The 24,267-nt window shown below is 33.9% G+C and carries 25 protein-coding genes; 11 read left to right on the forward strand and 14 right to left on the reverse strand.

All coding sequences use genetic code 11. The features are described 5' to 3' along the window. Positions 1–46 precede the first annotated feature (46 nt). The gene (locus D9R05_RS09255) at positions 47–586 is read left to right on the forward strand and encodes a thioredoxin family protein (protein ID WP_121666947.1); all 540 of its coding nucleotides are present in this window, start codon (positions 47–49) and stop codon (positions 584–586) included. Positions 587–615: 29 nt separating this feature from the next. Here D9R05_RS09255 and D9R05_RS09260 read toward each other — a convergent pair whose 3' ends face one another. The 5 genes from D9R05_RS09260 to surE are packed head-to-tail and all read right to left on the reverse strand — an operon-like array spanning position 616 to position 5,385. Next, the gene (locus D9R05_RS09260) at positions 616–2,649 is read right to left on the reverse strand and encodes a ComEC/Rec2 family competence protein (protein WP_121666948.1); all 2,034 of its coding nucleotides are present in this window, start codon (positions 2,647–2,649) and stop codon (positions 616–618) included. Between the two features lie 31 nt (positions 2,650–2,680). Then, the gene (locus D9R05_RS09265; protein WP_121666949.1) at positions 2,681–3,178 is read right to left on the reverse strand and encodes a C40 family peptidase; all 498 of its coding nucleotides are present in this window, start codon (positions 3,176–3,178) and stop codon (positions 2,681–2,683) included. Positions 3,179–3,195: 17 nt separating this feature from the next. Then, positions 3,196–4,308 carry a lipid-A-disaccharide synthase gene (gene lpxB, locus D9R05_RS09270; protein WP_121666950.1) on the reverse strand — a complete coding sequence of 371 codons (1,113 nt, stop codon included), beginning with the start codon at positions 4,306–4,308 and terminating at the stop codon, positions 3,196–3,198. A 14-nt stretch (positions 4,309–4,322) separates the two neighbouring features. Continuing rightward, positions 4,323–4,610, reverse strand: a complete 288-nt coding sequence (locus D9R05_RS09275; protein ID WP_121666951.1) for a hypothetical protein — start codon at positions 4,608–4,610, stop codon at positions 4,323–4,325. Then, positions 4,603–5,385 carry a 5'/3'-nucleotidase SurE gene (gene surE, locus D9R05_RS09280; RefSeq protein WP_121666952.1) on the reverse strand — a complete coding sequence of 261 codons (783 nt, stop codon included), beginning with the start codon at positions 5,383–5,385 and terminating at the stop codon, positions 4,603–4,605. Before surE ends, D9R05_RS09275 begins: the two co-directional genes overlap by 8 nt. Positions 5,386–5,610: 225 nt before the next feature. Between surE and D9R05_RS09285 the strand changes: the two genes are divergently transcribed. From D9R05_RS09285 to D9R05_RS09295, 3 genes are all read left to right on the forward strand, one after another. Next, entirely contained in the window at positions 5,611–7,752 is a 2,142-nt protein-coding gene (locus D9R05_RS09285; protein ID WP_121667042.1) for a carboxy terminal-processing peptidase, read from the forward strand. A 5-nt stretch (positions 7,753–7,757) separates the two neighbouring features. Continuing rightward, on the forward strand, positions 7,758–8,867 hold the full coding sequence (locus D9R05_RS09290; RefSeq protein ID WP_121666953.1) for an ABC transporter permease: 1,110 nt from the start codon (positions 7,758–7,760) through the stop codon (positions 8,865–8,867). 75 nt (positions 8,868–8,942) lie between these two features. Beyond that, positions 8,943–9,332: an HIT family protein gene (locus tag D9R05_RS09295; RefSeq protein WP_121666954.1), complete on the forward strand. Its 390-nt coding sequence runs from the start codon at positions 8,943–8,945 to the stop codon at positions 9,330–9,332. On the opposite strand, the gene D9R05_RS09300 is transcribed toward D9R05_RS09295, so the two are convergent. Further along, complete coding sequence (locus D9R05_RS09300; protein ID WP_121666955.1) at positions 9,329–10,474, reverse strand: sensor histidine kinase; 1,146 nt, start codon at positions 10,472–10,474, stop codon at positions 9,329–9,331. The genes D9R05_RS09295 and D9R05_RS09300 overlap by 4 nt on opposite strands. Positions 10,475–10,589: 115 nt before the next feature. On the opposite strand from D9R05_RS09300, the gene D9R05_RS09305 reads away from it, so the two are divergent. The 3 genes from D9R05_RS09305 to aat all read left to right on the forward strand — a co-directional run bounded on the left by D9R05_RS09305 (position 10,590) and on the right by aat (position 12,708). Next, positions 10,590–11,462 (forward strand): flavin reductase family protein, encoded by an 873-nt coding sequence (locus D9R05_RS09305; RefSeq protein ID WP_121666956.1) that lies wholly within the window; start codon positions 10,590–10,592, stop codon positions 11,460–11,462. Between the two features lie 21 nt (positions 11,463–11,483). Further along, the gene (locus D9R05_RS09310) at positions 11,484–11,861 is read left to right on the forward strand and encodes a DUF3127 domain-containing protein (RefSeq protein ID WP_121666957.1); all 378 of its coding nucleotides are present in this window, start codon (positions 11,484–11,486) and stop codon (positions 11,859–11,861) included. A gap of 211 nt (positions 11,862–12,072) precedes the next feature. Then, positions 12,073–12,708, forward strand: coding sequence for a leucyl/phenylalanyl-tRNA--protein transferase (gene aat / locus D9R05_RS09315; RefSeq protein ID WP_121666958.1), 636 nt, complete (start codon positions 12,073–12,075; stop codon positions 12,706–12,708). Here the strand turns inward: aat and D9R05_RS09320 are convergent. From D9R05_RS09320 to D9R05_RS09330, 3 genes are read right to left on the reverse strand one after another with little or no spacing between them, the layout of a single operon-like run. Further along, on the reverse strand, positions 12,703–13,398 hold the full coding sequence (locus tag D9R05_RS09320; protein WP_121666959.1) for a DUF2490 domain-containing protein: 696 nt from the start codon (positions 13,396–13,398) through the stop codon (positions 12,703–12,705). The genes aat and D9R05_RS09320 overlap by 6 nt on opposite strands. After that, positions 13,379–13,963: a hypothetical protein gene (locus D9R05_RS09325; protein ID WP_121666960.1), complete on the reverse strand. Its 585-nt coding sequence runs from the start codon at positions 13,961–13,963 to the stop codon at positions 13,379–13,381. Before D9R05_RS09325 ends, D9R05_RS09320 begins: the two co-directional genes overlap by 20 nt. Positions 13,964–13,978: 15 nt before the next feature. After that, positions 13,979–14,545 (reverse strand): DNA-3-methyladenine glycosylase I, encoded by a 567-nt coding sequence (locus tag D9R05_RS09330; protein WP_121666961.1) that lies wholly within the window; start codon positions 14,543–14,545, stop codon positions 13,979–13,981. A 73-nt stretch (positions 14,546–14,618) separates the two neighbouring features. Between D9R05_RS09330 and D9R05_RS09335 the strand changes: the two genes are divergently transcribed. Beyond that, positions 14,619–15,230, forward strand: a complete 612-nt coding sequence (locus D9R05_RS09335; RefSeq protein WP_121666962.1) for a thioredoxin family protein — start codon at positions 14,619–14,621, stop codon at positions 15,228–15,230. A 157-nt stretch (positions 15,231–15,387) separates the two neighbouring features. Here D9R05_RS09335 and truB read toward each other — a convergent pair whose 3' ends face one another. Then, a complete protein-coding gene (gene truB, locus D9R05_RS09340; protein WP_121666963.1) occupies positions 15,388–16,095 on the reverse strand; it encodes a tRNA pseudouridine(55) synthase TruB in 708 nt (235 codons plus the stop codon). A 147-nt stretch (positions 16,096–16,242) separates the two neighbouring features. Between truB and D9R05_RS09345 the strand changes: the two genes are divergently transcribed. Then, the gene (locus D9R05_RS09345) at positions 16,243–17,607 is read left to right on the forward strand and encodes a peptide-N-glycosidase F-related protein (protein ID WP_121666964.1); all 1,365 of its coding nucleotides are present in this window, start codon (positions 16,243–16,245) and stop codon (positions 17,605–17,607) included. Positions 17,608–17,670: 63 nt separating this feature from the next. Here D9R05_RS09345 and D9R05_RS09350 read toward each other — a convergent pair whose 3' ends face one another. From D9R05_RS09350 to D9R05_RS09365, 4 genes are read right to left on the reverse strand one after another with little or no spacing between them, the layout of a single operon-like run. Next, positions 17,671–18,462, reverse strand: a complete 792-nt coding sequence (locus D9R05_RS09350; RefSeq protein WP_121666965.1) for an undecaprenyl-diphosphate phosphatase — start codon at positions 18,460–18,462, stop codon at positions 17,671–17,673. Then, positions 18,462–18,731, reverse strand: coding sequence for a DUF3098 domain-containing protein (locus tag D9R05_RS09355; protein WP_121666966.1), 270 nt, complete (start codon positions 18,729–18,731; stop codon positions 18,462–18,464). The genes D9R05_RS09350 and D9R05_RS09355 overlap by 1 nt, the downstream gene beginning before the upstream one ends. A 9-nt stretch (positions 18,732–18,740) precedes the next feature. Then, complete coding sequence (locus D9R05_RS09360) at positions 18,741–19,040, reverse strand: hypothetical protein (protein WP_121666967.1); 300 nt, start codon at positions 19,038–19,040, stop codon at positions 18,741–18,743. 27 nt (positions 19,041–19,067) lie between these two features. Beyond that, a complete protein-coding gene (locus D9R05_RS09365; RefSeq protein WP_121666968.1) occupies positions 19,068–19,946 on the reverse strand; it encodes a cell division protein FtsX in 879 nt (292 codons plus the stop codon). A gap of 142 nt (positions 19,947–20,088) precedes the next feature. Between D9R05_RS09365 and D9R05_RS09370 the strand changes: the two genes are divergently transcribed. Together D9R05_RS09370 and D9R05_RS09375 are read left to right on the forward strand one after the other, a co-directional pair. Next, complete coding sequence (locus D9R05_RS09370) at positions 20,089–23,241, forward strand: leucine--tRNA ligase (protein ID WP_121666969.1); 3,153 nt, start codon at positions 20,089–20,091, stop codon at positions 23,239–23,241. A 229-nt stretch (positions 23,242–23,470) separates the two neighbouring features. Beyond that, positions 23,471–24,163, forward strand: a complete 693-nt coding sequence (locus tag D9R05_RS09375; protein WP_121666970.1) for a zinc metallopeptidase — start codon at positions 23,471–23,473, stop codon at positions 24,161–24,163. The last annotated feature ends 104 nt before the right edge of the window (positions 24,164–24,267 follow it).

Below are 24,267 nucleotides of genomic sequence, written 5' to 3' on the forward strand. Positions count from 1 at the left end.
TTATGAGTTATAATTAAAATGGAATACTTTTTGATTTGAATTTGGTATGAAAAAGCAATTTTTATTTATGGTAGCTATTTTAGTTACCGGAGTTTTATCGGCACAGAAGATTAATTGGATGAGTATGAATGAAGCCCTTGAGGCGCAAAAAGAAAATCCGAAGAAAATTTTTATGGATGTTTATACCGATTGGTGTGGACCTTGTAAAATTTTAGATCGAAAAACTTTTCAAAATGAAGATGTCGCTAAATATGTTAACAAACATTATTATGCCGTGAAATTTAATGCCGAGGGAACAGAGAAAATAACCTATCAGGATTTCACCTATACGAATCCCAATTATAAAGAAGGGAAAAGAGGTAGAAATAGTCAGCATTTATTTGCAAACGCTTTAAAAGTCAGAGCTTATCCAACCATGGTTTTCTTTGATGAAAAAGGAAAAAAATTACCGGCAATTACAGGTTATCATACTCCTGAACAGCTAGAAATTTATTTAAAAATGATCGCTAGTGATGATTATAAGGAATTAACCACACAAAAGGCTTGGAAAGAATATCAAGAAAATTTTGAAGGTACGTTTAATTAACAATTGATATTGATAATGTGCTAAGATGTTCAATAATCAATAGTGAAAGCTCCCTTTTTACCGGTATAGTGAAAAGGGACTTTTTTTTGCTTACAAGTTTCTCTCCATCGTTTTACATAGTTTTTATAATTACTGCCGTCAACAATAATTTTTTGGGGAGTTAAACGATTAATAACGCGGTTTAAATTTATTTTAGAAGAATTTGTCAATAACAAAATATCAACTTCAGTATGCTTCGGAAGTTTATAAATGGTATTTTCATCAATTACAAAAACCGAGAGATCATCAATTTGATACCAGTTTTTAAACTGATTTTTATACATAATCGTATCGATCGGAAATTCTTCAGCAATCGGTTTTACCAGTTTATTTGCCTTGCTTTTTCCTAGAGAATCTGTAAAAACAGAATACCTTGTGTTTTCTTGAATTCCGATGATGCTTGCTTTGTATTGATGAAAAACTGTAAATGAATGATGATTTTTTTTGTTGTTAAAATTTATGATGTAAAAAACTTGAAAACCAATAATACAACTCAAAAAAAGCATGGTGTTTTTTTGAGTTCGGTTTGCCAAAAAATTATAAAAAGCAATAATTACAACGTAACTGCAGAAGCAAAACATTACCGGGAAATAGATTTTTTCAATGAGAAAGTTTTCTTGCATAGCAACCCAATTAATGACTTGCATTAATGTGTCTAATATGAATTGATAGATACTTTTAATGAACGCTGGCAGCTGATTTATTAAGGCTAAAAAAATGACTAAAACACCTATACTTAAAATGATGCCCAATGCCGGAACAACAATAATATTTGTGAGGAAAAACAAGCCCGGAAATTGATGAAAATAAAAAATACTCAGTGGCAAAACCCCTAATTGCGCTGCAAAAGTCACGCTTATAATGCTACCAAAAAAACGAATTAACTTTGGAGAATTTTTAAAGGGCTTAAAAAAAGAGGGTTGAAAAGCAATTATGGAAGCTACCGCAGCATAACTTAATTGAAATCCGACTTTAAATAATAAATTAGGATTGACAAGAAGTAAAATTAAGGCCGAAAGCAATAGCATATTTATAACACTAGATTTTCGATCCATAAAAAGGCCGATGCTCACGCAGGTGAACATAGTAACCGCTCGTAAAACTGAAGGTGTCAATCCAACCAAAAATGCATAAATCCAGAGTAGCAAAATGATAGAAATAGAGGCAATTACTTTTCCGAAGAGAATTTTTCTTAACGGATAAAATAGAGCATATAAAATCCATAAAATAATCCCGATATGTAAACCCGAAATTGCTAAAATATGAACTACACCGGCTTTAGTGAATTTTTCATAAGTGCCATCTTTTAATTGATTTTTTCTACCTAATAAAAGCGCTTCCATCAAAGCAGTTTGCTTTTTAGAAAAAGAATTTTTTGTAATAGCTTGATGTATTTTTTGTTGAGCCTTTTCTGCGTACGCCTGTAAATTAGTACTTGTATCAATAGAAATAACTTTCTCGAAAGAGGTAGTTAACTGTCGATGAATTCCTCTATTTTTTAGAAACGCCCGATAATCAAATTGAAACGGATTTTTAGAAGAAAAAACAGGCGTTATTTTTGAGTTTAAAAAAATGATTTCACCCAATAAAAATTTTCTGCTAAGGGAATCTTTTTCTACGCTGAATAATATTTTTCCTTCCGTATTTTTTGAACTTACTTTTCTTACTTCAGCTATATAGTTATCATAATATGAATTGCTGGATTTTTGCTCATTTATTTCTAAAACAAGATGATTAAACTCCTTACTTTTTATATGATTTATATAGTGTTTAGATTGCTGTGGCGCTTGATGAATTTGAAAACAAAAAAATCCTAAACCAACAAAGCAAACAGTACTAATTGTTGGAAAAAGAGCAGAAGATAATAAAGTAAATTTACTTTTAAAGTAAACGAAAATAAAGCTTAAAAGAATTGCTGAAAGAGCATAAAAAGTCCACTCTTGAAACGAATAGTTTTTAGCTAAAAAAATGCCGATACCAAAAGAAATACAAAGTAAACTTACAGGATTGCTCCATAACTTCATAGTATAAAGTTACAGAAAATAATCTAGAAGTTTAGAAAACTCGTCTTGCCATTACAAAAGCTTTATTCCAATAAGGGTTGTTGAGAGAGGAAACAATAACTCCACTCGAAGTGGTAGAATGTATAAAACTAACTTCTCCGGGGGCTAATTGAACCACCAAACCCACGTGATTAATCACCCTTCGCGTTTTGTTGGTCTGAAAAAAGAGCAAGTCGCCTACATTTATTTCGTTTACGCGTAGCCTTCTTCCTTCTTTAGACATCGCTCCCGAAGTTCGTGGTAATTGTATGTTTTCTTTTTGAAACGATACATAAATTAATCCAGAACAATCCATACCTCGTTTTGTAGTACCTCCGTATTTGTATTTTGTTCCTTCAAAACTAAGGGCGTAATCTGCAATATTACTTGCCGCCGGAACAGGATCATATCGGTACGAGGAACTTTCTTCAATACCAGAAGTATTATTTTTTGGAGCACCACAAGAAGCAAGGAAGCCAGTTAAGAGAACAAGTAATAAAAGCTTTTTCATAGAAAGAGTTTTTTAAGTTAACGGATGTTATCAATTATTAATTGTGCAGTTTTTTTACTGGCTCCACTTCCGCCAAGTTTTTCTTTCAGTAATTTATAATCTTGTAATAAAACTTTTCGGTGAGATTCGCCTAAAATTTTATGCAATTCTTTTTCAAGATTTTTAGCATTAAATTCATGCTGAATTAATTCTTTTACCACTTCACGGTTCATAATTAAATTAACCAAGGATATGTAGTTCAGTTTAATAATTCGTTTGGCAATTTCGTAAGATACAGTACTTCCTTTGTAGCAAACCACTTCAGGAATGTTAAAAAGTGCGGTTTCCAATGTTGCAGTGCCCGAAGTTACCAAGGCAGCTGAAGCGACACTCAGCAAATCATAGGTTTTATTAAGAAGTAAAAAAACATTTTTTTGCTGAATAAAAGGCGTGTAAAATTCTCGATCTTGGCTGGGAGCCCCGGCTATTACAAATTGATAATCAGGAAATTTATCAACCATTTTTAACATGGTTTTTAGCATTTTGCTAATTTCTTGTTTTCGACTTCCCGGGAGTAAAGCAATGATAGGTTTTTGACTTAATTTATTCTGAGAAACAAAGGCATCAAAATCTATTTCGTTACGTTGTTCTATTGCATCTAAAAGGGGATGGCCTACAAAATGAACAGGGAACTGATGTTTTTCTTCATAGAAATCTTTTTCAAACGGAAGTATTACATACATTTTATCGATGTCCCGTTTTATAGCTTTAATTCTGTTTTCTTTCCACGCCCAAATTTGCGGAGAAATATAATAATGTGTTTTGTAGCCTTCTTCTTTTGCCCATTTGGCTATTCTGAAATTAAAGCCAGGATAATCTATAAATAAAATAACATCTGGTTGAAAAGTAGCAATGTCTTTTTTACAAACTGAAATATTTTTAAGAATGGTTTTTAAATTGAAAATGACCTCTACAAAACCCATAAAGGCGAGCTCTCTATAATGTTTAACCAAAGTGCCGCCTACATTCTGCATTAAATCGCCGCCCCAAAACCTAAATTCTGCTTCACTGTCTTTTACTTTTATGGCTTTCATAAGGTTTGATGCATGCAAATCTCCCGAAGCTTCTCCTGCAATTAAATAATATTTCATGCTGCTTTTCTTAGTTAAAACGTATCAATTGTAATAAAAATGATAGCAATAGCAACTAGTAAAGTTGCTATAAGTACACCACGACTTCTGTAAACTTGTTTCTTTTTTAAGAATACAAAAAAGGGCAAGAAATTTAAAATTGCTCCTAAAGAAAGTAAATGTCCTAACCGGTCTTCATCTCTTGCAAGCTCTAAGGTTTTTAAAAAGCTATAATCAGATAATGCGGTAACGTATAAAAATAATCCGGCACAAGTAGCTAGAATTCCTACTAAAAAGCCAATAAAAATTTCTTTTTTAATCATGTAAATTCCAAGTGTTTAATTCTTTAATAGCGTGATGTGCAGTAAGATCAAACTGAACAGGAACCACAGAAATATAACCTTCTTTTAAAGCCCATTCGTCTGTGTCTTCTCCTTGATCTTCGTTTACAAACTCTCCGGTTAACCAATAATAATCACGTCCTTGCGGATTAGTGCGTTTATCAAACTTTTCTACCCAATGAGCTTTTGCTTGTCGGCAAACTTTAATTCCTTTAATTTCCTTCTCAGGAAGTTTAGGAATATTAACATTAAGCACCACACCCGCTGGAAGTCCGTTTTTTAAAACATTTTTAGTAATGGTTTTTACAAATTTAGATGTTGGTTCAAAATCTGCTGTAAGCGAATAATCTAACAAAGAAAAACCAATTGCCGGAATTCCTTCTGTACCCGCTTCAACAGCGGCGCTCATTGTTCCCGAGTAAATAACATTGATAGAAGAATTAGATCCGTGGTTAATTCCGCTGACACATAAATCCGGTTTGCGGTGCAAAATTTCTTGTTTAGCAATTTTCACACAATCTGCCGGCGTGCCGGAGCAACTGTACTCTTTATGTTTTTCGGTTTTTTTTAAGGTAATAGGGTCGCAATATAAATTATCGTTAATTGTAATTGCGTGTCCCATTCCGCTTTGTGGACTATCCGGCGCAACCACTATAACATCGCCTAATTCTTTCATTAATTTTATTAAGTGGCGAATTCCGGGAGCGGTAACGCCGTCGTCATTAGTTACTAAAATTAGTGGTTTTTTTGTTGCCATAAACTTCATTTTAATAAGCCACTAAAATACATATTTAAACCGTCAAAACGATGCAAAGCTATTTTTCTTCAACCCAAAAAGAGTATTATATTTATTTTATGAAATAAAAAGTAAAAAAATAGTACTTTTAAGCTTTGCAAAAAGCTTATGAAAGTAAGATATTGTAAAAAAATTGGCATAATTTTTAATGTATGTAAGTAGATGAACATGAAATTTAACGGGTTTATGAAAAAGAATTTTAAAATATTTTTATTAGGGCTTTTGTTAGCAGTAGCTTCTTGTAGTTTTACCACTAATAAAATTGAAACGAATACCGATTCTGATAAAGATGAAGTATTAATAGAATTGATCTCTTTTGTACTCAGCAGAGGACATTATGATCCTAAAGATATAGACGACTCCTTTTCTAAGGCTGTTTATGAAGATTATCTGTTAGGCTTAGATCCTAGAAAGCGCTATTTTCTAGAAAAAGACATTAAAGAATTTCAAAAATTTGAAGATAAGATTGACGATGAAATTAATAATCATAAAATTTCATTTTTCAATCTAACTCACCAGCGCTTGCTTGAAAGAATTGAAGAAACTAAAGGTTTTTACGCAGAAATTTTAGAAAAACCGTTTGATTTTTCTGAAAGTGAAGAAATCAATACCGATTATGATAATATTCCTTATGCATCTTCAAAAAAAGAACTTAAAGAACGCTGGAGACAACAATTAAAATTTAGTACGCTTGGTAATTTTTACGACCTAAAAAAGGAAGAAGAATTAAAAGCAAAAGAAGATGAAAATTACACACAACTTTCTGATGAAGAATTAGAAAAAAAAGCAAGAGAGACCACAAAAAATTCATTAGATGAAGCCTTTGATATTTTTGGTGATTTAGAGAAAAAAGATTGGTTTGCTATTTATGTAAATGCAGTTGTAGAAAAATTCGATCCGCATACCGTTTATTTTGCACCGCGTGACAAAGAGCGTTTTGATATTCAAATGCGTGGAAGCTTAGAAGGCATTGGAGCGCGTCTGCAGAAAAAAATGGATAATATAAAAATTGTTGAAATTATTTCTGGAGGTCCTGCTTGGCGCGGAGAAGAACTGGAAGTTGGCGATGTAATTAAAAAAGTAAAACAAGAAGACGAAAAAGAAGCGGTTAGTATTGTAGGTATGCCTATTGATGATGCAGTAGATTTAATTAAAGGGCCAAAAGGAACTAAAGTAACGCTGACGGTTAAAAAAGTAGACGGAACTATAGAAGATATCGTTATTGTTCGAGATATTGTAGAAATTGAAGAGACTTACGCAAAAAGCACAATGGTAGAAAAAGATGGTAGAAATTACGGTTTAATTAATCTGCCTAAATTCTATTTCGATATGGAAAATGCCAATAGTAGAAATGCAGCTTCAGATATTGAAAAGGAAATAGTTCGTCTCAAGAAAGAACACATGGATGGGCTGGTAATTGATTTGAGAAATAATGGCGGAGGTTCATTATCTACCGTAATCGATATTGCCGGAATGTTTATTGAAGAAGGGCCTATTGTACAAGTGCGCTCTGGTGATGGCGAAAAAGAAGTGTTAAGTGATAGAGACGACAGTATTTTATGGGATGGTCCGTTAGTAATTTTAGTGAATGAACTTTCTGCATCAGCTTCAGAAATCTTAGCTGCTGCAATGCAGGATTACAAACGCGCTATTGTTATTGGAAGCAATCAGACTTACGGAAAAGGAACTGTTCAAAACGTAGTCGATCTAAACCGATGGATGCGTAACAGTGATATGGGTAATATGGGTGCGTTAAAATTAACTACCCAAAAATTTTATCGTGTTAATGGAGGTTCTACGCAATTAAAAGGAGTAGAGAGTGATGTTGTAGTGCCAGACCGTTACAGTTATATAGATATTGGTGAACGCGATATGAAAAATCCATTACCTTGGGATCAAATCGAACCAGCAGATTACCAAGAATGGGATGGCTATATAGACTTTGATGAAACTATAAAAAACAGTAAAAAACGAATGGCAAAAAGTGATCAATTAAAATTGATTGATGAAAGTGCTAAGTGGATTAAAGAGCAGCGTGATGAAAATACTTATTCTTTAAAATATGAAGCATATAAAACAAAAATTGCTGAAGACGAAAAGCAAGCCGAACGTTTTGATGCGATACAAGATTATAAAACAGATTTAACTTTTGAATCGTTGCCATACGAAAAAAATCGATTTAAAACCGATACTACATTGGCAGAAAAGCGTGATCGTTGGCATAAAAGCTTAAGTAAAGATGTTTATGTAGAAGAAGCTATTCATGTGCTTGAAGATTTAAAACTAAATAATATCAGAAAGTCTGAAATGGCAGACATTAAAAATTAACTAGAATGCGTCAACAGACAAATTCTTTAGCTCAATTAGCGCTCCAAAAATTCAAAAAGAATCTTTGGGGCGTTTTGAGTTTTATATTTATTATCTGTTGTATTTTTTTAGCTGTTTTTGCTTATTTTATTGCACCAGACGATTCTGAAAATGCCAATCAAATGCATTTGTCTATTCATTCAAAAGCACCTGGATTTACAGTGCAAATGCTTCAAATTCCGGGTCAAAATCAGTTAGAAGAATCGTGGGTAAAGCAATTGTTTTTTGGTAAGCAAAGTTCAGGAACCGAGCATCCAATTTCTTCTTATCATTTTTCGGAGAATAAATTAATTGTCATTCCGTATTCCGGAGCAAATGAAAAGGCTTTAGAAAAGGAATATCAATTGTCAGAAAATTTCCCTTCAGAATTATCAAAATCAGCTATAGAGAGGAATTATATTTATCAGAAAAAGTTTTTATTAGGAACCGATAAATACGGAAGAGATCTATTGAGTCGTATACTTATTGGTACAAGAATTTCGCTTTCAATTGGTTTTGTAGCAGTATTTATTTCTTTGTTGATAGGCATTTCATTGGGAGCATTGGCCGGTTATTTTGGAGGTAAATTAGATGCTGCCATTATGTGGTTAATTAATGTTACCTGGTCTATACCCACCTTACTTTTAGTAATCGCCATAACCTTAGCCTTAGGAAAAGGTTTTTGGCAGGTCTTTATAGCCGTGGGCTTAACGATGTGGGTCGAGGTTGCACGTGTGGTACGAGGGCAAGTTATTAGCGTAAAGCAAATGCAATATATCACCGCAGCTAAAGCTTTAGGGTACAATAGCAGACGTATTATTAAAAATCATATTTTACCTAATGTAATGGCGCCGGTAATTGTAATTTCTGCTGCTAATTTTGCAGCTGCTATTTTAATTGAAAGCGGATTGAGTTTTTTAGGGATTGGCGCTCAGCCTCCAATGCCAAGTTGGGGTTCGATGATTAAAGATCACTATAGTTATATCATTCTGGGAAAAGCTTATTTAGCCATAATTCCTGGCTTAGCCATAATGAGTTTAGTGATGGCGTTTATGCTTATTGGGAATGCACTTCGTGATGCTTTTGATGTGAAGTAATAGTTAGAAAAAAGCACTATTTTTTAGAAAAGTGATTTTTTTTGTATCTTAAATTTTTTAAAAAGAAATGGTGTTATGGCAAGTATATTTACAAAAATAATCAATGGCGAATTACCTGCATATAAAGTAGCAGAAACCGAGCAGTTTTTAGCATTTTTAGATATTAATCCTAACGCGAAGGGACACACTTTATGTATTCCAAAAAAGGAAGTTAATAAAATTTTTGATTTAGATAAGGATGCCTATCATGAGCTTTTAGAGTTCTCTCGAAAAGTGGCTCTAGCATTAGAAAAAGCGGTAGATTGTAAACGTATAGGGATGTCTGTAATTGGATTGGAAGTTCCCCATGTACATATTCATTTAATTCCGCTACAAGAAATGCGGGATGCTACATTTCAGCATAAAATAAAATTAAGTGAAGAAGAATTTAAGAAATTGGCAGAAAAAATTCAGGCTAATTTTTAAGCTTTTTTGAGTTGAATTTCAAAGGTTGTTCCTTGATTGGCTTCACTTTTTAGTACACGAATTTTTCCTTCATGATATTCTTCCATAATCCTTCTAGCTAAAGATAAACCTAAACCCCAACCTCTTTTTTTTGTGGTGTAACCAGGTTGAAATACTTTTTTGAAATTGGCTTTTGCAATCCCCTTTCCGGTATCGCTAATATGAACATACGCATATTTGCTGTCTTGGGTAATATCGATGTTAATATCACCTTTTCCGCGAAGCGCATCAATAGCATTTTTCACCAAGTTCTCCACAGTCCAGCTAAATAATTGTTCATTTAAATTGACTATGATTTCTTCCTTAGGAAGCTGTAAAGAGAAGTTAATTAATTTTGATGTGCGCGAGGAAAGATAATCATAAGAATGTTGTGTAGCCTCTACTAAATTTGTTTTTTCTAGGGTTGGTAAGGAACCAATTTTAGAAAAACGTTCGGTAATTACACGTAAGCGTGAGATGTCCTTTTCAATTTCTGCAATGTATGACGGGTTTACTTTTTCACTACGTAGAATTTCTGCCCAACCAACTAATGAAGATAATGGTGTGCCAATTTGATGAGCTGTTTCTTTCGCCATCCCTGCCCAAAGTTTACTTTGTTCATGTTCTTTTGCTGTAGAATAGAAGTAGTAAAGAATAGCTAAAAACAGGAAAACAATCACAAAAATTCCGATAGGGAAATATTTTAGATTGTTCAATAAATTAGAATTTCCATAATAAACAACCATTAATAATTCATCACCATCGGTAATAGGGATGGGTTCATATTCAGATTCAAACTCTTTAGCGAGTTGTTTAATCTCATCATCGCTGTTAATATCAGAAATATTTCTAGCATCGTAAGCGCCACTTTTTACAGTGTAAAAAATCATGGGAGTGGTTGTGTTTCGCTCTAACACTGTAAGAGCAAGCTCACTAAAATCATCATCAATACTTTTGCCTACAATTTCTGAATAAGCGCTTACCCAAATTTCCATTTTGTTGCGCTCTTCTTGCTTTATCCTATTGAAAAAAATAGCAATATTCCATAAAAATAAAATAATAATACTAAGCGATGAGATGATTATAAACCATCTAGTAAATTTTCGCTCTTCATTAAAAATCATAGGCAAGTGATGAAATTATTGCGTTTAAAGATAAATATTTTTGAGCTAAAATATTATGGTTTTCTAACTTTTCATTCCTTAAAGGAATAGTTATCTTTGTGAAAATTAAAAATCAATGTATTCAATAGATCCTAAAGAAATTCCTACCCAAAAACTTTACGGGTTAATGGTGAGTAGTATTGGGCCAAGGCCTATTGCGTTTGCAAGTACTATAAATAAAAAAGGAGAGCCAAATTTATCGCCTTTTAGTTTTTTTAATATGTTTAGTGCAAAACCGCCTATTCTTGTATTTTCTCCTGTAAGAAGAATTAGAGATAATTCAGAAAAACATACTTTGCAAAATGTTCAGGCAACAAAAGAAGTGGTAATCAATATTGTAAATTATGATATTGTTCAGCAAATGTCACTATCAAGTACTGAATATGGTGATGGGGTAAATGAGTTTGATAAAGCTGGTTTAACCATGGAGAAATCTGAATTAATCGAACCGTTTCGAGTAAAAGAATCTCCAGTACAGTTTGAATGTAAAGTAAATCAAATTGTAGGTTTAGGAGAAGAAGGCGGAGCAGGAAGCTTGGTAGTTTGTGAAGTTATAAAAATGCACATTAACGAAGCAGTTTTAGATGAAAACCAGAAAATTGATCAAGAGAAATTAGATCAAGTAGCTCGTATGGGTGGCGGTTGGTATTCTAGAGCCAACATGGGGATGTTTGAAGTACCAAAGCCTATTTCAACAATGGGAATGGGAATAGACAACATTCCTTTAAATATAAAAGAAAGTACGGTATTAACCGGAAACGATTTAGGAAAATTAGGAAACGTGGAAGAACTGCCACTAACCGAGGAGGTGAAAACATACATTACCAATAATAAATTACAAGACTTTATTAAAGAAAGTTCTGCTGATAAAATCCATGCGATAGCACAAGAATACTTAAAGAAAGACGATGTTGATAGCGCTTGGAAATTGTTATTGGCAAAAAAATAAAAACGATAAACGAAAAGAATTATGGAGTTACAAGGGAAGATTAAGAAGATAGATGAAACTAAGACTTATGGAAACAACGGTTTTCGTAAACGTGAGGTAGTTGTTACAACAGAAGAACAATATCCGCAGCATATTTTAGTTGAATTTATTCAAGATAAATGTGATTTATTGAATAATTATCAAGTAGGGCAAAGCGTAAAAATAGGAATTAATTTACGAGGTAGAGAATGGGTAAGTCCTCAAGGAGAAACTAAATATTTTAATTCTATTCAGGGTTGGCGTATAGAGAATTTACAAGCTGGCGCTCCACAAGGAAGTACGCCACCGCCGCCAGCAGCAGATCAATTTGAACCTGCATCAGATTTTAATGATGAAGACCATGATGATTTACCTTTTTAGAATAGAAAGAAGAGTAAAACAAAAAAATCCGACCCATAAAAAGGTCGGATTTTAGTATTATGCTATTAAGCTAATCCTTTAACGATATTCTAAAAAAGCAATGATGAACAAAATTTATGTCGATAAAGGAATATCAAATATCATTAAAATTTTCTTAAAATACAATAAAATCAACCATTGTTTTTATTGTAAATACTTAGCGGTCAGATAAATGTATTTTTTACAACCTAATGATGAGTTTCCAAGTCCTAATCTTGCTGACGTTGACGGCTTGTTAGCTGTTGGTGGAGATTTGTCTGAGCAGCGGTTAATTACTGCTTATCAATCGGGTATTTTTCCTTGGTATGAAAAAGGGCAACCTATTTTATGGTGGAGTCCAGATCCTAGAATGGTACTTTTTCCTGAAAATATAAAGATTTCAAAAAGCATGAGAAAACTGTTTAGAAATGAAGCTTTTTCAGTGACTTATAATCAAAATTTTGAGGAGGTAATAAAGCAGTGTGCACAAATTAAAAGAGAAGGCCAGCAAGGAACTTGGATAACTGAAGAAATGATTAAGGCATACATTGCCTTGCATAAATTGGGTGTTGCAACTTCTGTAGAAGTTTGGCAAGAGGAAGTGCTGGTTGGTGGGCTTTACGGAATTTATTTGAGAGAGAAACAAGTATTTTGTGGCGAAAGTATGTTCGCTAAAATAAGTAATGCTTCAAAGTATGGATTTATCAGTTTAGTACAAAAGCTTAAAAAAGAACATGTAAAATTAATAGACTGCCAAGTTTATACGCAACATTTAGAACGGTTAGGTGCACAGGAAGTTTCAAGAGCAGAATTTTTAAGCTATTTATAAAGTGATACTTAATCCACTTAAGAAAAAAAGTTGGGTGTAAGGAAATCTTCCCGTGTAATTTCGGTAACGATATTCTAGACCAAAATTTACTTTTACCGCTTCAGAAAAATTGTAGTCGAATGCTGTAGTAAAACGCTGTCCTAGTGTAGGTCTAAAATTGTTAGCCATTTCCCACACCGTTTCTGTATTGATTTCCATGGATAACTCACGATTATCTGTACGCAAACCGTTAAGTGGAAATTCTACAGCAACACGATATCGACCTCTATAAACGGTTATGCTTTTAAAACGTTGAGCTAATCTAAAGCGATGTGATATTTTATAAACACCTACTTTTTTAGAGTGTGTATATTCTTCTATAAAACGGAGTTCATTGTGAAAACCTTCAGGAAACATTTCAATAAAACGGTACCGAACACCGGCACTAAGTTTACCATAAAGACCAACTTCTCGACTGGTAAAATGCGAAAACTCTAAAAACCGAACTGCCGGATCAAACTGATTATTTCTATAAATAACCTCTCTATTTGCAACTCCAAATTTATAGGACCAAGGCGTATCGTTTTTCACTTTAATATTAACCGCCGGATTAATCAACATTCTCAAATCTTCTTGGGCAGAAGCTGAAACGCAAATAAAAGCAATGATAAAAAATAGTACGCTTGTTTTTTTAGTACATAAAGTAATCATAAGAACTCTCCGCTATTTCTCTTTGTTTTTTGAAATTACCGGAAGAATCAAACAAAATTTCTAAACGTTTACGTTCTTTTTGAATTTTAACTTTTACAATAAACTCATAATAGTCAGGCTTATTTCGTCTGTGATTGATGGCGCGATTGTAAGTTTCTTTTTCAGTTTCAGTACGTTGTTTTTTAAATTGCAACTGTACCTTTTCTACATTAAACTTAGCGTAGTTTTCTTTAAAATACGTTTGGATTGTTTTTTTAGCTAAAGGATTAATACTGTCAAAATCTTTAACAATTTCAATGTCTTGTAAGTTTCCTTTTTCACCAAACTCTACACTATAAAGGAAAGAAGCTATTTTAAATTTTGCTTCGTAACCTTTTTTTTCGCTGTCAATTTCAAAATAAAACCGATTCTTTTTTGTCTTATTGTTTTCAAAATTTCTTAGAAACAAAAGTGCTTTTTGAGGCATTTCCTCTTTAGAAATCCGTTCTTCTTTTTCCGATTTTTTTTGCTGTGCAATAGTACTCAAACTAATTAAAAAAAACAGTATAAAAATTAACTTTTTCATAACTTAAAAATATCTTTAACGTAGTTCTTGCTGACGAAAACAACTAACTTCATGATCGTTTACCATACCGGTGGCTTGCATAAATGCATAAATTACAGTAGAACCCGTAAACTTAAATCCTCTTGTTTTTAATTCTTTACTAATTTTGTCACTTATTGCTGAAGTAGCAGGTGCTTTTTTATAATCCTTTATAGTATGTTGAATTGGTTTTTCATCTACAAAAGCCCATATAAATTTACTGAAACTTCCAAATTCTTGCTGTATTTCTATAAAAGCTTTTGCATTGGTGACTGCCGATTTTACTTTTAATTTGTTTCTGATAATTCCTTTATCAGTCAGTAATTTCTGAATTTTTTCTTCAGAATAAACAGCAATTTTTTCATAATTAAAATCACTAAAAGCCTTTCTGAAATTTTCTCTTTTACGTAGAATGGTAATCCAACTTAAACCGGCTTGAAAAGTTTCGAGCAGTAAAAATTCAAACAAGGTTTTATCATCGTAAACAGGAACGCCCCATTCTTGGTCATGATAGCTTTCATAAAGATCGTCTCCTTCACACCAGCCACATCTTTTCTTCGGCATAATTATCTTATATTTGATGTCTAAAATAGAAAGTTTTTTTTGGCTTTATCGCCCTTTACAGTAAATTAATACTATGGAAACATTGCCTTTAAGTAAGTTGATTGAAAAGAGTTTAGTTGAAGCATACTCATACCAAGAATATAAAAATTTGGTTTCAGAATTACTTGCTCAAAATGAGTCTACAGCCAAAATACAAACACCAATTCTAACGGAATATTCTAAACTGAATGAACGTCGAATGAAACGTTGGGATAAAACCTTAAAATTGAGTTCTGATCAAATTAAAAAAATAGAAAATTATTCAGAAGAGGTTTACTGGCTAGTTATTTCTGAAGGTTGGTGTGGCGATGCGGCGCACGCTTTACCAGTGTTGAATAAATTAGCAGAATTAAATGATAACATCGATTTAAAAATTGTACTTCAAGATTCTCACGATGAGCTAATGAATCAGTTTTTGACAAATGGAGGCAAGTCTATTCCTAAACTAATTATATATAAACCAGAGACAAAAACGGTAATTGGTAATTGGGGCCCGCGACCTTCAACCGCTACAAAAATGGTAGAGGCATATAAAAAAGAGTACGGCACAATTACACCTGAATTTAAGGAAGAGTTACAACGCTGGTATAACAAAGATAAAGGACAAACCATTGTAAAAGATATTATAGCATTATTAGAAAAATAAATTCACCAGTTTTGGTTTGGGCTTGCAGTAGGTTTTAAACTTTTAGCTAGAAATGGATTTAGCGGTGAAATTTATGCCGGGTAGGTAGACTTTTTAATGATGAAACTATTGAAGCTTTTCCTCGTTTAGGAATTAGTTTAGGAAAACGTTTTTAAATTTAACTTTCTTTCTTAGGTAACATCTCGATAAAGGTTTCTAAATCTAAAGCGTTTTCTATATGAAAATTGCCACTTTTTGTTCTTCTTAATGCGGATAAATGTGCGCCACTTTCTAGTGCTTTTCCAAAATCGTGTGCCAAACTTCTAATGTAAGTTCCTTTACTGCAAGTCACTTTAAAGTCAACTTTTGGAAGTTGAATTTGAGTTAACTCGAAAGAAGAAATCGTAACTTTTCGCGGATCAATTTTCACCTCTTTGCCTTTTCTGGCATATTCATACAAACGTTTACCGTCTTTTTTTAAAGCTGAAAAAACTGGTGGATATTGCTCAATTTCTCCTGTAAATTGTGCGGTAGCTTTTTTTATTTTTTCTTCGGTTAAATGTTCTGTAGGAAAAGTTTTATCGACTTCGGTCTCTAAATCGTAAGATGGCGTGGTTTCTCCAAAAGTAAATGTGCCCGTGTATTCTTTTTCTTGCCCTTGGAGTTCTGGGATTTTTTTAGTGAATTTTCCGGTACAAATCACTAAAATACCGGTTGCTAACGGATCTAAAGTTCCGGCGTGACCGACTTTTATTTTCTTGATGCCACAGTTTTTTCTAATTAACCAACGCACTTTATTTACCAATTGAAAGGAAGTCCACTCTAAAGGTTTATCAAATACTAAAATTTGTCCGTTTTTAAAATCTTCTGCGGTAAACTGAGTCATGAACACTAAATTTTAAGCGAAGGTAATTTTTTAAGTGCTTTTCTTCAAAACTAATCTTGAAATAATATAATAAAAGGAGACTAATATATTTTTTGCCTTCAAGAATACTTTTAGTTAACTTTACCGTTAAATTTTTAACATTTTAATATGAAAACAATATACTTACGCAATTTATTAATTGCTTTTTGCTTTACATCGCCTTTTTTAATTTTAAGTTGTAGCGACGATGAAACTTCAGAAGAACCACAAACTTCAAATCCGAGTTTAAATGTTGATGGTGAAATCACTGATTTTGGAGAGGTTTCTATAGGTCATTTAGCTGAACAGCAAATCTATATAAAAACTGCAAGCATAGCGGGAATAACATCTATAAATACATCAGGAAATTATAAAATCTCTATTGATGGAGAAACATTTGATAGTGAGCTAGAGCTAACAGAAGAGAATATTGTCGCTGAACAAAATCTGTATATTCAGTTTGCCCCAACAGAAGAAGGAGAGCAAACGGGGAGTTTAGCAATTGCAAATGCTAATATTAATACTATCAACATCGATTTAAAAGGAACAGGAGTTAGGACAATAAATACTTATCAAGCTTTTGAAAATGAACATTTAGCTTTTGGGAATGATCATAATCAAGCTTCAGCGCAATCATTCACTTTGCAAGAAGATGTTTCGCGCACCAAGAATATAATGATGTATATCCGTTTAAATTGTCCTTCAGGAGGTTGTGATGCTTGGGATAGGTTTGCACACGTTCAAGTTAAAGATCCTTCTTCTGGTTTATGGTATGAAATGGGACGTTATATTACTCCATATGGAGTCGATAATCATCAATTAGAAAGAGGTTTTCCTGTAGATGTAACTGATTTTAAATCTTTATTAGAGGGAGAGGTTGAGTTAAGAGTTTATGCAGAAACTTGGGTGAATCCAGGTTGGAGCGTTTCTTTAGAGTTTGACTATACAGAAGGTTACGCTGATTATAAATATTATAACATTGCTCGTGTAATAGAGTATAATAAAAATTCGCTAGAAGGTGTTCCTTATGGTGTAAATTATGATGAAAATGAATTTGATTTAACCAAAAATATTAATTTTCCTGATAATACAGAAGCAACACATTTACGTAGTATAATCTCAGGATGGGGACATGCTACTCCAGCAGATTCAGGAAATAGACGTTGTGCAGAATGGTGTTTTAGAACACATCATATATATGTAAATGGGGTAGAAACATTTACTCACGATATGGATGCTATTGGGTGTAGTCAAAATCCTGTAAGTCCACAAGCTGGAAATTGGCAACCAGATCGTGCTGGTTGGTGTCCTGGGATGGAAGTTCCAGTTCGAATCAATAATTTTGACTCTTCAATGTCGGGTGAAACCATAGAATTTGAATACAAGTTTGAGCCTTGGACTTCTGATGGTACAGGAGACGGTGCTTTTTATGCGATTTCTACTTTTGTAGTTGTAAAAAGTAATACTGAGATTTCAAAACCTACAGTAAATTAATTAAAAACTTAGTTCAAATCATAAAACCCGCAAATATCTTTTGCGGGTTTTTATATGACTATTTTAAGAGTAATAACTTACAATAATGGCTATGATACCAACTATTAGACAGTAAATAGCAAAGTATCTTAATTTACTTTTCTTGACGAGAGAAATCATCCAGGTACAAGCAAAAAGACCAGAAATAAATGCGGCTACAAAACCAATAGCTAAACTTGTGGTATTGCCGGTATGTGTTAATTCCCCGCTTAGTAAATCCTTAGCGATTTTTCCTAAAATAAGCGGAACGACCATTAAAAATGAAAAACGCGCGGCTTTGGTTTTATCGTTGCCTAGTAAAACAGAGGTTGAAATTGTAGCGCCACTTCTGGAAATTCCCGGAAGCATGGCAATTGCTTGTGAAATCCCGATGACAAAAGCGTTGGAATAACTTACTTTTTTTGCTGTGTTTTTTGCTTTATCGGCCAACCACAAAAGTAAGGCAGTAATGATGAGCATAAAACCGACAAGCATGATGCTTCCGCCAAAAAGTTGCTCTAATTCTTCTTCAAAAAACAAACCAATAAGTGCCGCGGGAATCATAGAAATAATGATTTTCAGCGAAAATTTGGTTTCTTCATTCCATTTAAATTGAAGCAATCCGCGTAAAATTTCCCAAATATCTTTTCTAAAAATGACAATGGTACTTAATGCGGTGGCAAAATGCAAGACAACAGTAAAAAGGAGTGATTCTTCTGGAACACTGGTGTCGCCTAAAATGGCTTTTCCTAATTCTAAATGACCGCTGGAAGAAACGGGTAGAAATTCGGTTAACCCTTGAATTATCCCCAATAATAGGGCGTCTAAAATCTCCATTATTTTTTCTTAGCAGGATTTAAGAGAATAGCGTAAACTTCAATACCAAAACCTAATAATACAAGCATTGGAGCAAGTCTAATTCTTCGCCAGCTATAAATTTCTGGGTTAAAAACTTCAGGATCATCGCTACCGCCGCCTGCCATTAATATAAAGCCTAATGCAATTACAGCTAAACCAATTAGCATGACCTTAAAGTTCTTCTTTTCAAAAATAAAATAAGGTTCGTTTTTTTGCTTAACTTCTTGTTTTCTTTTTTGTTCTCCCATTTTTAAATTCTATTTCAATTCAGTATATAAAATACTATCATTTACAGAAACCTGAGCAATTCTGTTGCCTACTTGATTAAACCACATTTTTGGAAGGTAAATATCTACTTTTTCTCCTTGATAATTATTCAGAATTTTAATGTCAATATTTTTTTGACCATCTTCAATAGTGTATACTTTTAAATCTTCAGCAAAAATAAGAACATCATTATTGTTTTCTGAAGACGTAGTTCCTGCTCCTTTAAGTTTAATCGTTATTTTTTTGGTGTTTTCTAACGTTGGCGAGAAAAAACCACTACAACTCGTCATTGAAAAATAAGCGCGATTAAAAATATTCTAATAATAAAGTTCATCAGTCTTTAAATTTAAAAAACGTTGCGTTGCAAAAAAGGTGCTGAACCAAGAAATAATAATTCCCGTTAAAAATACTGCACCAAATAATCCCGCTAATAGCACTTGATTTTTTAAAAGTTCAAGCTCCGGAAAACTTTTATTGATGTAATATAAAACACCTGCCATTCCCGCTAAAGCTAAAATTGCACCAATCATTCCTAATTTTATGCTTTTCCAAATAAATGGACGTCTGATAAATCCTTTTGTAGCGCCCACCATTTGCATGGTTTTTATGGTAAATCGCTTAGAATAAACTGAAAGCCTAATAGAACTGTTGATCAATAAAACAGCGATAAATGTGAAAATTCCGCTTACCACCAGAATCCAAAAACTAATTCGTTTTACGTTATCATTCAACAAAGCAATAAGCGGTTTGTCATAAATGACTTCATCAATAAAATCTTTTTCAGTTAGATCGCGCGAAATTTCTGCAATTTGAACTTCAGAAACATAATCGGCATTAAAATAAACATCAATCGAATTTTGTAACGGATTATAGCCTAAAAAGTCCATAAAATCTTCGCCAATTTCTTCGCTGTGTGCTTTGGCAGCTTCCTCTTTAGATACAAAATTAGTGCTTTTGGTATATTCGGCTAAAGTTAAACTTTTTTGAAGCTGATTAATTTCTACTTCTTTCGCGGTATCTTTTAGGTAAATGGTTAAAGCAATTTGCTCCTTAAAATGATCGGCAACTTTTTTGGTATTCAACACCAAAAGCCCTAGCAATCCTAATAAAAAAAGGACAAGCGAAATACTAATAACAACCGAAAAATAAGACGAAATTAACCGTCTTTTCTGATATCTCTCAAAAGAAGAACTCATAAAAAGCGCGTGTGATTTTTTGTAAAAATAATAAAGTAATCTGAACTCTTTTCTTTAAAACGTCTAAACTTTTCACTTTCGTACATTAATAGTACTTTTGCGAATCAAATTTCAGCATTCGTAACTACGAAAAAAACAGAAAATGAGCTACAATTTTAAGCAGATAGAAGCCAAATGGCAACAATATTGGGCAGAAAACCAAACTTTTAAAGCCTCGAACAAAAGCGACAAAGAGAAATTTTATGTACTCGATATGTTTCCGTATCCATCGGGAGCCGGCTTGCATGTTGGGCATCCGCTCGGTTATATCGCCAGCGATATTGTAGCGCGTTACAAAAGACATCAAGGTTTTAATGTATTGCATCCACAAGGTTACGATTCGTTTGGATTGCCCGCAGAACAATACGCGATACAAACCGGTCAACATCCTGCAATTACCACCAAAACAAATGTGAAACGCTATCGAGAACAACTTGATAAAATAGGATTTTCATTTGATTGGAGCCGAGAAGTTCGCACCAGCGATCCTCATTATTACAAATGGACGCAGTGGATTTTTATTCAACTTTTTGAATCGTATTACTGCAACGATTCACAACAAGCTCGACCGATTACTGAACTAAAAGATGTTTTTGCTGAAGAAGGAAATACAACAATTAATGCTGCTTGCGATGATGATGTAGCTGAATTTTCTGCGGAAGCGTGGAACGCATTTTCTGAAAAAGAACAACAAGAAATTTTATTAAAATATCGCTTAACTTATTTAGCTGAAACCGAAGTAAATTGGTGTCCGCAATTAGGAACTGTTTTAGCGAACGATGAAATTGTAAACGGCGTTTCTGAACGTGGAGGTTATCCTGTAGTTCGAAAAAAAATGAAGCAATGGAGTATGCGAATTTCTGCCTATGCAGAACGTTTGCTAAATGGTATTGATTATAACTCAGAAGAACTCGATTGGTCAGAATCTTTAAAAGATATTCAAAGAAATTGGATAGGTAAATCGAAAGGAGCTACGGTCCATTTCAATTTGTACGATGAGACCCTGAAACAAGTTCAGGGTGACACGCGTCATTCCGAACTTGATTCGGAATCCCATCCTCGTATTTCCGTATTCACCACCCGCCCCGATACTATTTTTGGTGTTACGTTTATGACCTTGGCGCCGGAACATGAATTGGTGTCGCAACTAACAACTCCAGAACAGAAAGAAGCTGTTGAAAATTATATTGAAGCCACTGCAAAACGCAGCGAGCGTGACCGAATGGCCGATGTAAAAAGCATTACCGGCGTTTTTACCGGCGCGTATGCTGAGCATCCATTTACCAAAGAACCAGTGCCGATTTGGATTGGCGACTACGTTTTAGCGAGCTACGGAACCGGCGCGGTAATGGCTGTACCGTGTGGCGATCAGCGTGATTACGATTTTGCGAAACATTTTAATATTCCGATAAAAAACATTTTTAAAGATGTCGATATTTCTGAAGAAGCGCATGCCGGAAAAGAAGGAACAGTGATCGCAAATTCAGATTTTTTAAATGATCTTCCGTATAAAAAAGCCTTGAAAACGGCAATTTATGAATTAGAAAAAATTGGTCAGGGAAAAGGAAAAACTAATTATAGATTACGCGACGCCGTTTTTAGTCGCCAGCGTTATTGGGGCGAACCGTTTCCGGTATATTACGTAAACGGAATGCCAAAAATGATCGACGAAAAATATTTGCCGCTCCAATTACCGGAAGTCGAAAAATATTTACCTACCGAAGAAGGTGAACCGCCATTAGGAAGAGCTGATGTTTGGGCGTGGGATGCAAAAAATAATAAAGTGGTTTCTAATGCGATGCTGAATCAAGTTCAGCATGACGAAACTGAACGTACTTCCGAACTTGACTCGGAATCTCATCCTGAAGTTTATCCGTTAGAATTAAACACGATGCCGGGTTGGGCGGGAAGTTCTTGGTATTTTTTCCGCTATATGGAAGATGAAAAGCGCGATGAAGTTTTTGCTTCCGCGGAAGCGATGAAGTATTGGGAAAATGTAGATTTATATTTAGGCGGAAGCGAGCACGCAACCGGTCACTTATTATACTCGCGTTTTTGGACCAAGTTTTTAAAAGACCGCGGATTGGTACCTGTAGAAGAACCCTTTAAAAAGCTGATTAATCAAGGCATGATTTTGGGTGAAAGTGCTTTTGTTTACAGGATTTCTGGATTATTGTATCCTTTTGATGATTTAGGGCTAAACTTAGATGACGAGTTTGTCAAGAAAACAGAATTACATGATCTGTATAAACAAATTTTTAAACAAAGATTCATTTCATACCCTCTTTTAAAAGAAAATGAAAAAGGCGATAACGGATATCTAGTTTCTGACTGCATTAGATTGAATAAAAGTGAGATAGAAACTATATTGAGATATGGTTTTGATCCAAATAAATTATCATTCTCTGTTTTAAGGATTCACGCCGATGTTTCTTTAGTCAACACCTCTAATGAATTAGATATTGAAGGCTTTAAAGAATGGCTTCCTGAGTTTAGAAATTCGGAGTTTATGATCGAAGAAGATGGTGAGTATACTGTTGAGAGAGAAGTTGAAAAAATGTCGAAATCAAAATACAATGTCGTTAATCCCGATGATATTTGTAATGAATATGGCGCCGATACCTTGCGAATGTATGAAATGTTCCTCGGGCCGATAGAACAAGCAAAACCTTGGAATACTGCAGGAATTACGGGTGTTTATAATTTCTTGAAAAAGCTGTGGAAACTTTACCATTCCCCCTCTAACTCCTCCGAAGGGGAAGAACAGTTTTCGGTAACCGATACTGAGGCAAGCAAAGAATCGTTAAAAACACTACACAAAACCATTAAAAAAGTAACTGAAGATATTGAAGAATTCAGTTTTAATACGTCGGTTTCAACCTTTATGATTTGCGTGAACGAATTAGCTGCACAAAAATGTAACAGCCGAGAAATTTTAGAACCCTTAGCTGTTTTAATTTCGCCTTATGCGCCACACATTGCGGAAGAATTATGGAGCAAATTAGGGCATTCAGAAAGTATTTCCACCGCTGAATTCCCAATAGTTGAAGAAAAACATCTGGTAGAAAGCACGAAAACCTATCCTATTTCCTTCAACGGAAAAATGCGTTTTACGCTTGATTTGTCGTTAGACCTATCAAAAGATGAAATTGAAAAAATCGTGATGGAAGATGAGCGTACTCAAAAGCAACTCAACGGCCGCGAACCGAAAAAAGTAATCATTGTTCCCGGTAAAATTGTAAATATTGTTGGGTAGATAAGAAGTAGGACCGCTTTGCTGTAAGAGAAAAGATATTCTATTAAGATTATTAAAATATGAGTCAAGAATACTGAAAAATCGTGTCCATTTAATCTAAATTCTCATATCTAATAGCGTAGCGATCTACATGCTAACGAATGACAAAATAACCGCTTTATAAAACCTTGCTGAAATGGCGAGGTTTTTGATTTATACAATTCAAGTATACGATTAAAGACGAAAAATTATGATGGGATATTATTTGCTTATTGGACTAATTATGTTGGCAAGTTGGTATGTAAGCCACAAGCTGAAAAGTAAATTTAAAAAATATTCAGAAGTTCATTTACAAAACGGAATGAGCGGGAAAGAAGTTGCCGAAAAAATGTTGGCAGATCATGGAATTACCGATGTAAAAGTAATTTCAACACCAGGACAATTAACCGATCATTATCATCCGACTAAAAAAACGATTAATTTAAGTGAATCGGTTTACAATCAACGAAATGCGGCTGCGGCTGCTGTTGCAGCACATGAGTGTGGTCACGCGGTTCAGCACGCTAAAGCCTACGGTTGGTTAAAAATGAGAAGTACATTGGTTCCTGCCGTGAGTGTTGCCTCTCGTTTTAGCCATCTTGTCATAATTGGTGGGTTGCTTTTGATGATGATGTCTTTGAGCGGTGTTGGGCAAATGGTTTTATTGGGAGGAATTATTATGTTCGGTATGGGAACCTTGTTCAGCTTTATTACGCTTCCTGTAGAATATGATGCGAGTAATCGCGCGCTAGCTTGGCTAAAAACGGAAAATATTGTGACATCAGAAGAATATAAACATTCTGAAGATGCATTAAAATGGGCAGCGAGAACCTATGTAGTTGCTGCAATTGGTTCGCTGGCAACGCTACTTTATTTTATCGGAATATTTTTAGGAAGGGATTAAAACAGCTTTTTATTAGCAAAAAAAGGCTGTATAAAAAGTCTATTTTTGTCAACCTGAACTTGATTCAGGTTCTCATACTGGTTTGTATTTCAGCAAAATGAGAT

This window comes from Mesonia aquimarina (assembly GCF_003667275.1).
In the GTDB taxonomy this organism is placed as follows: domain Bacteria; phylum Bacteroidota; class Bacteroidia; order Flavobacteriales; family Flavobacteriaceae; genus Mesonia; species Mesonia aquimarina.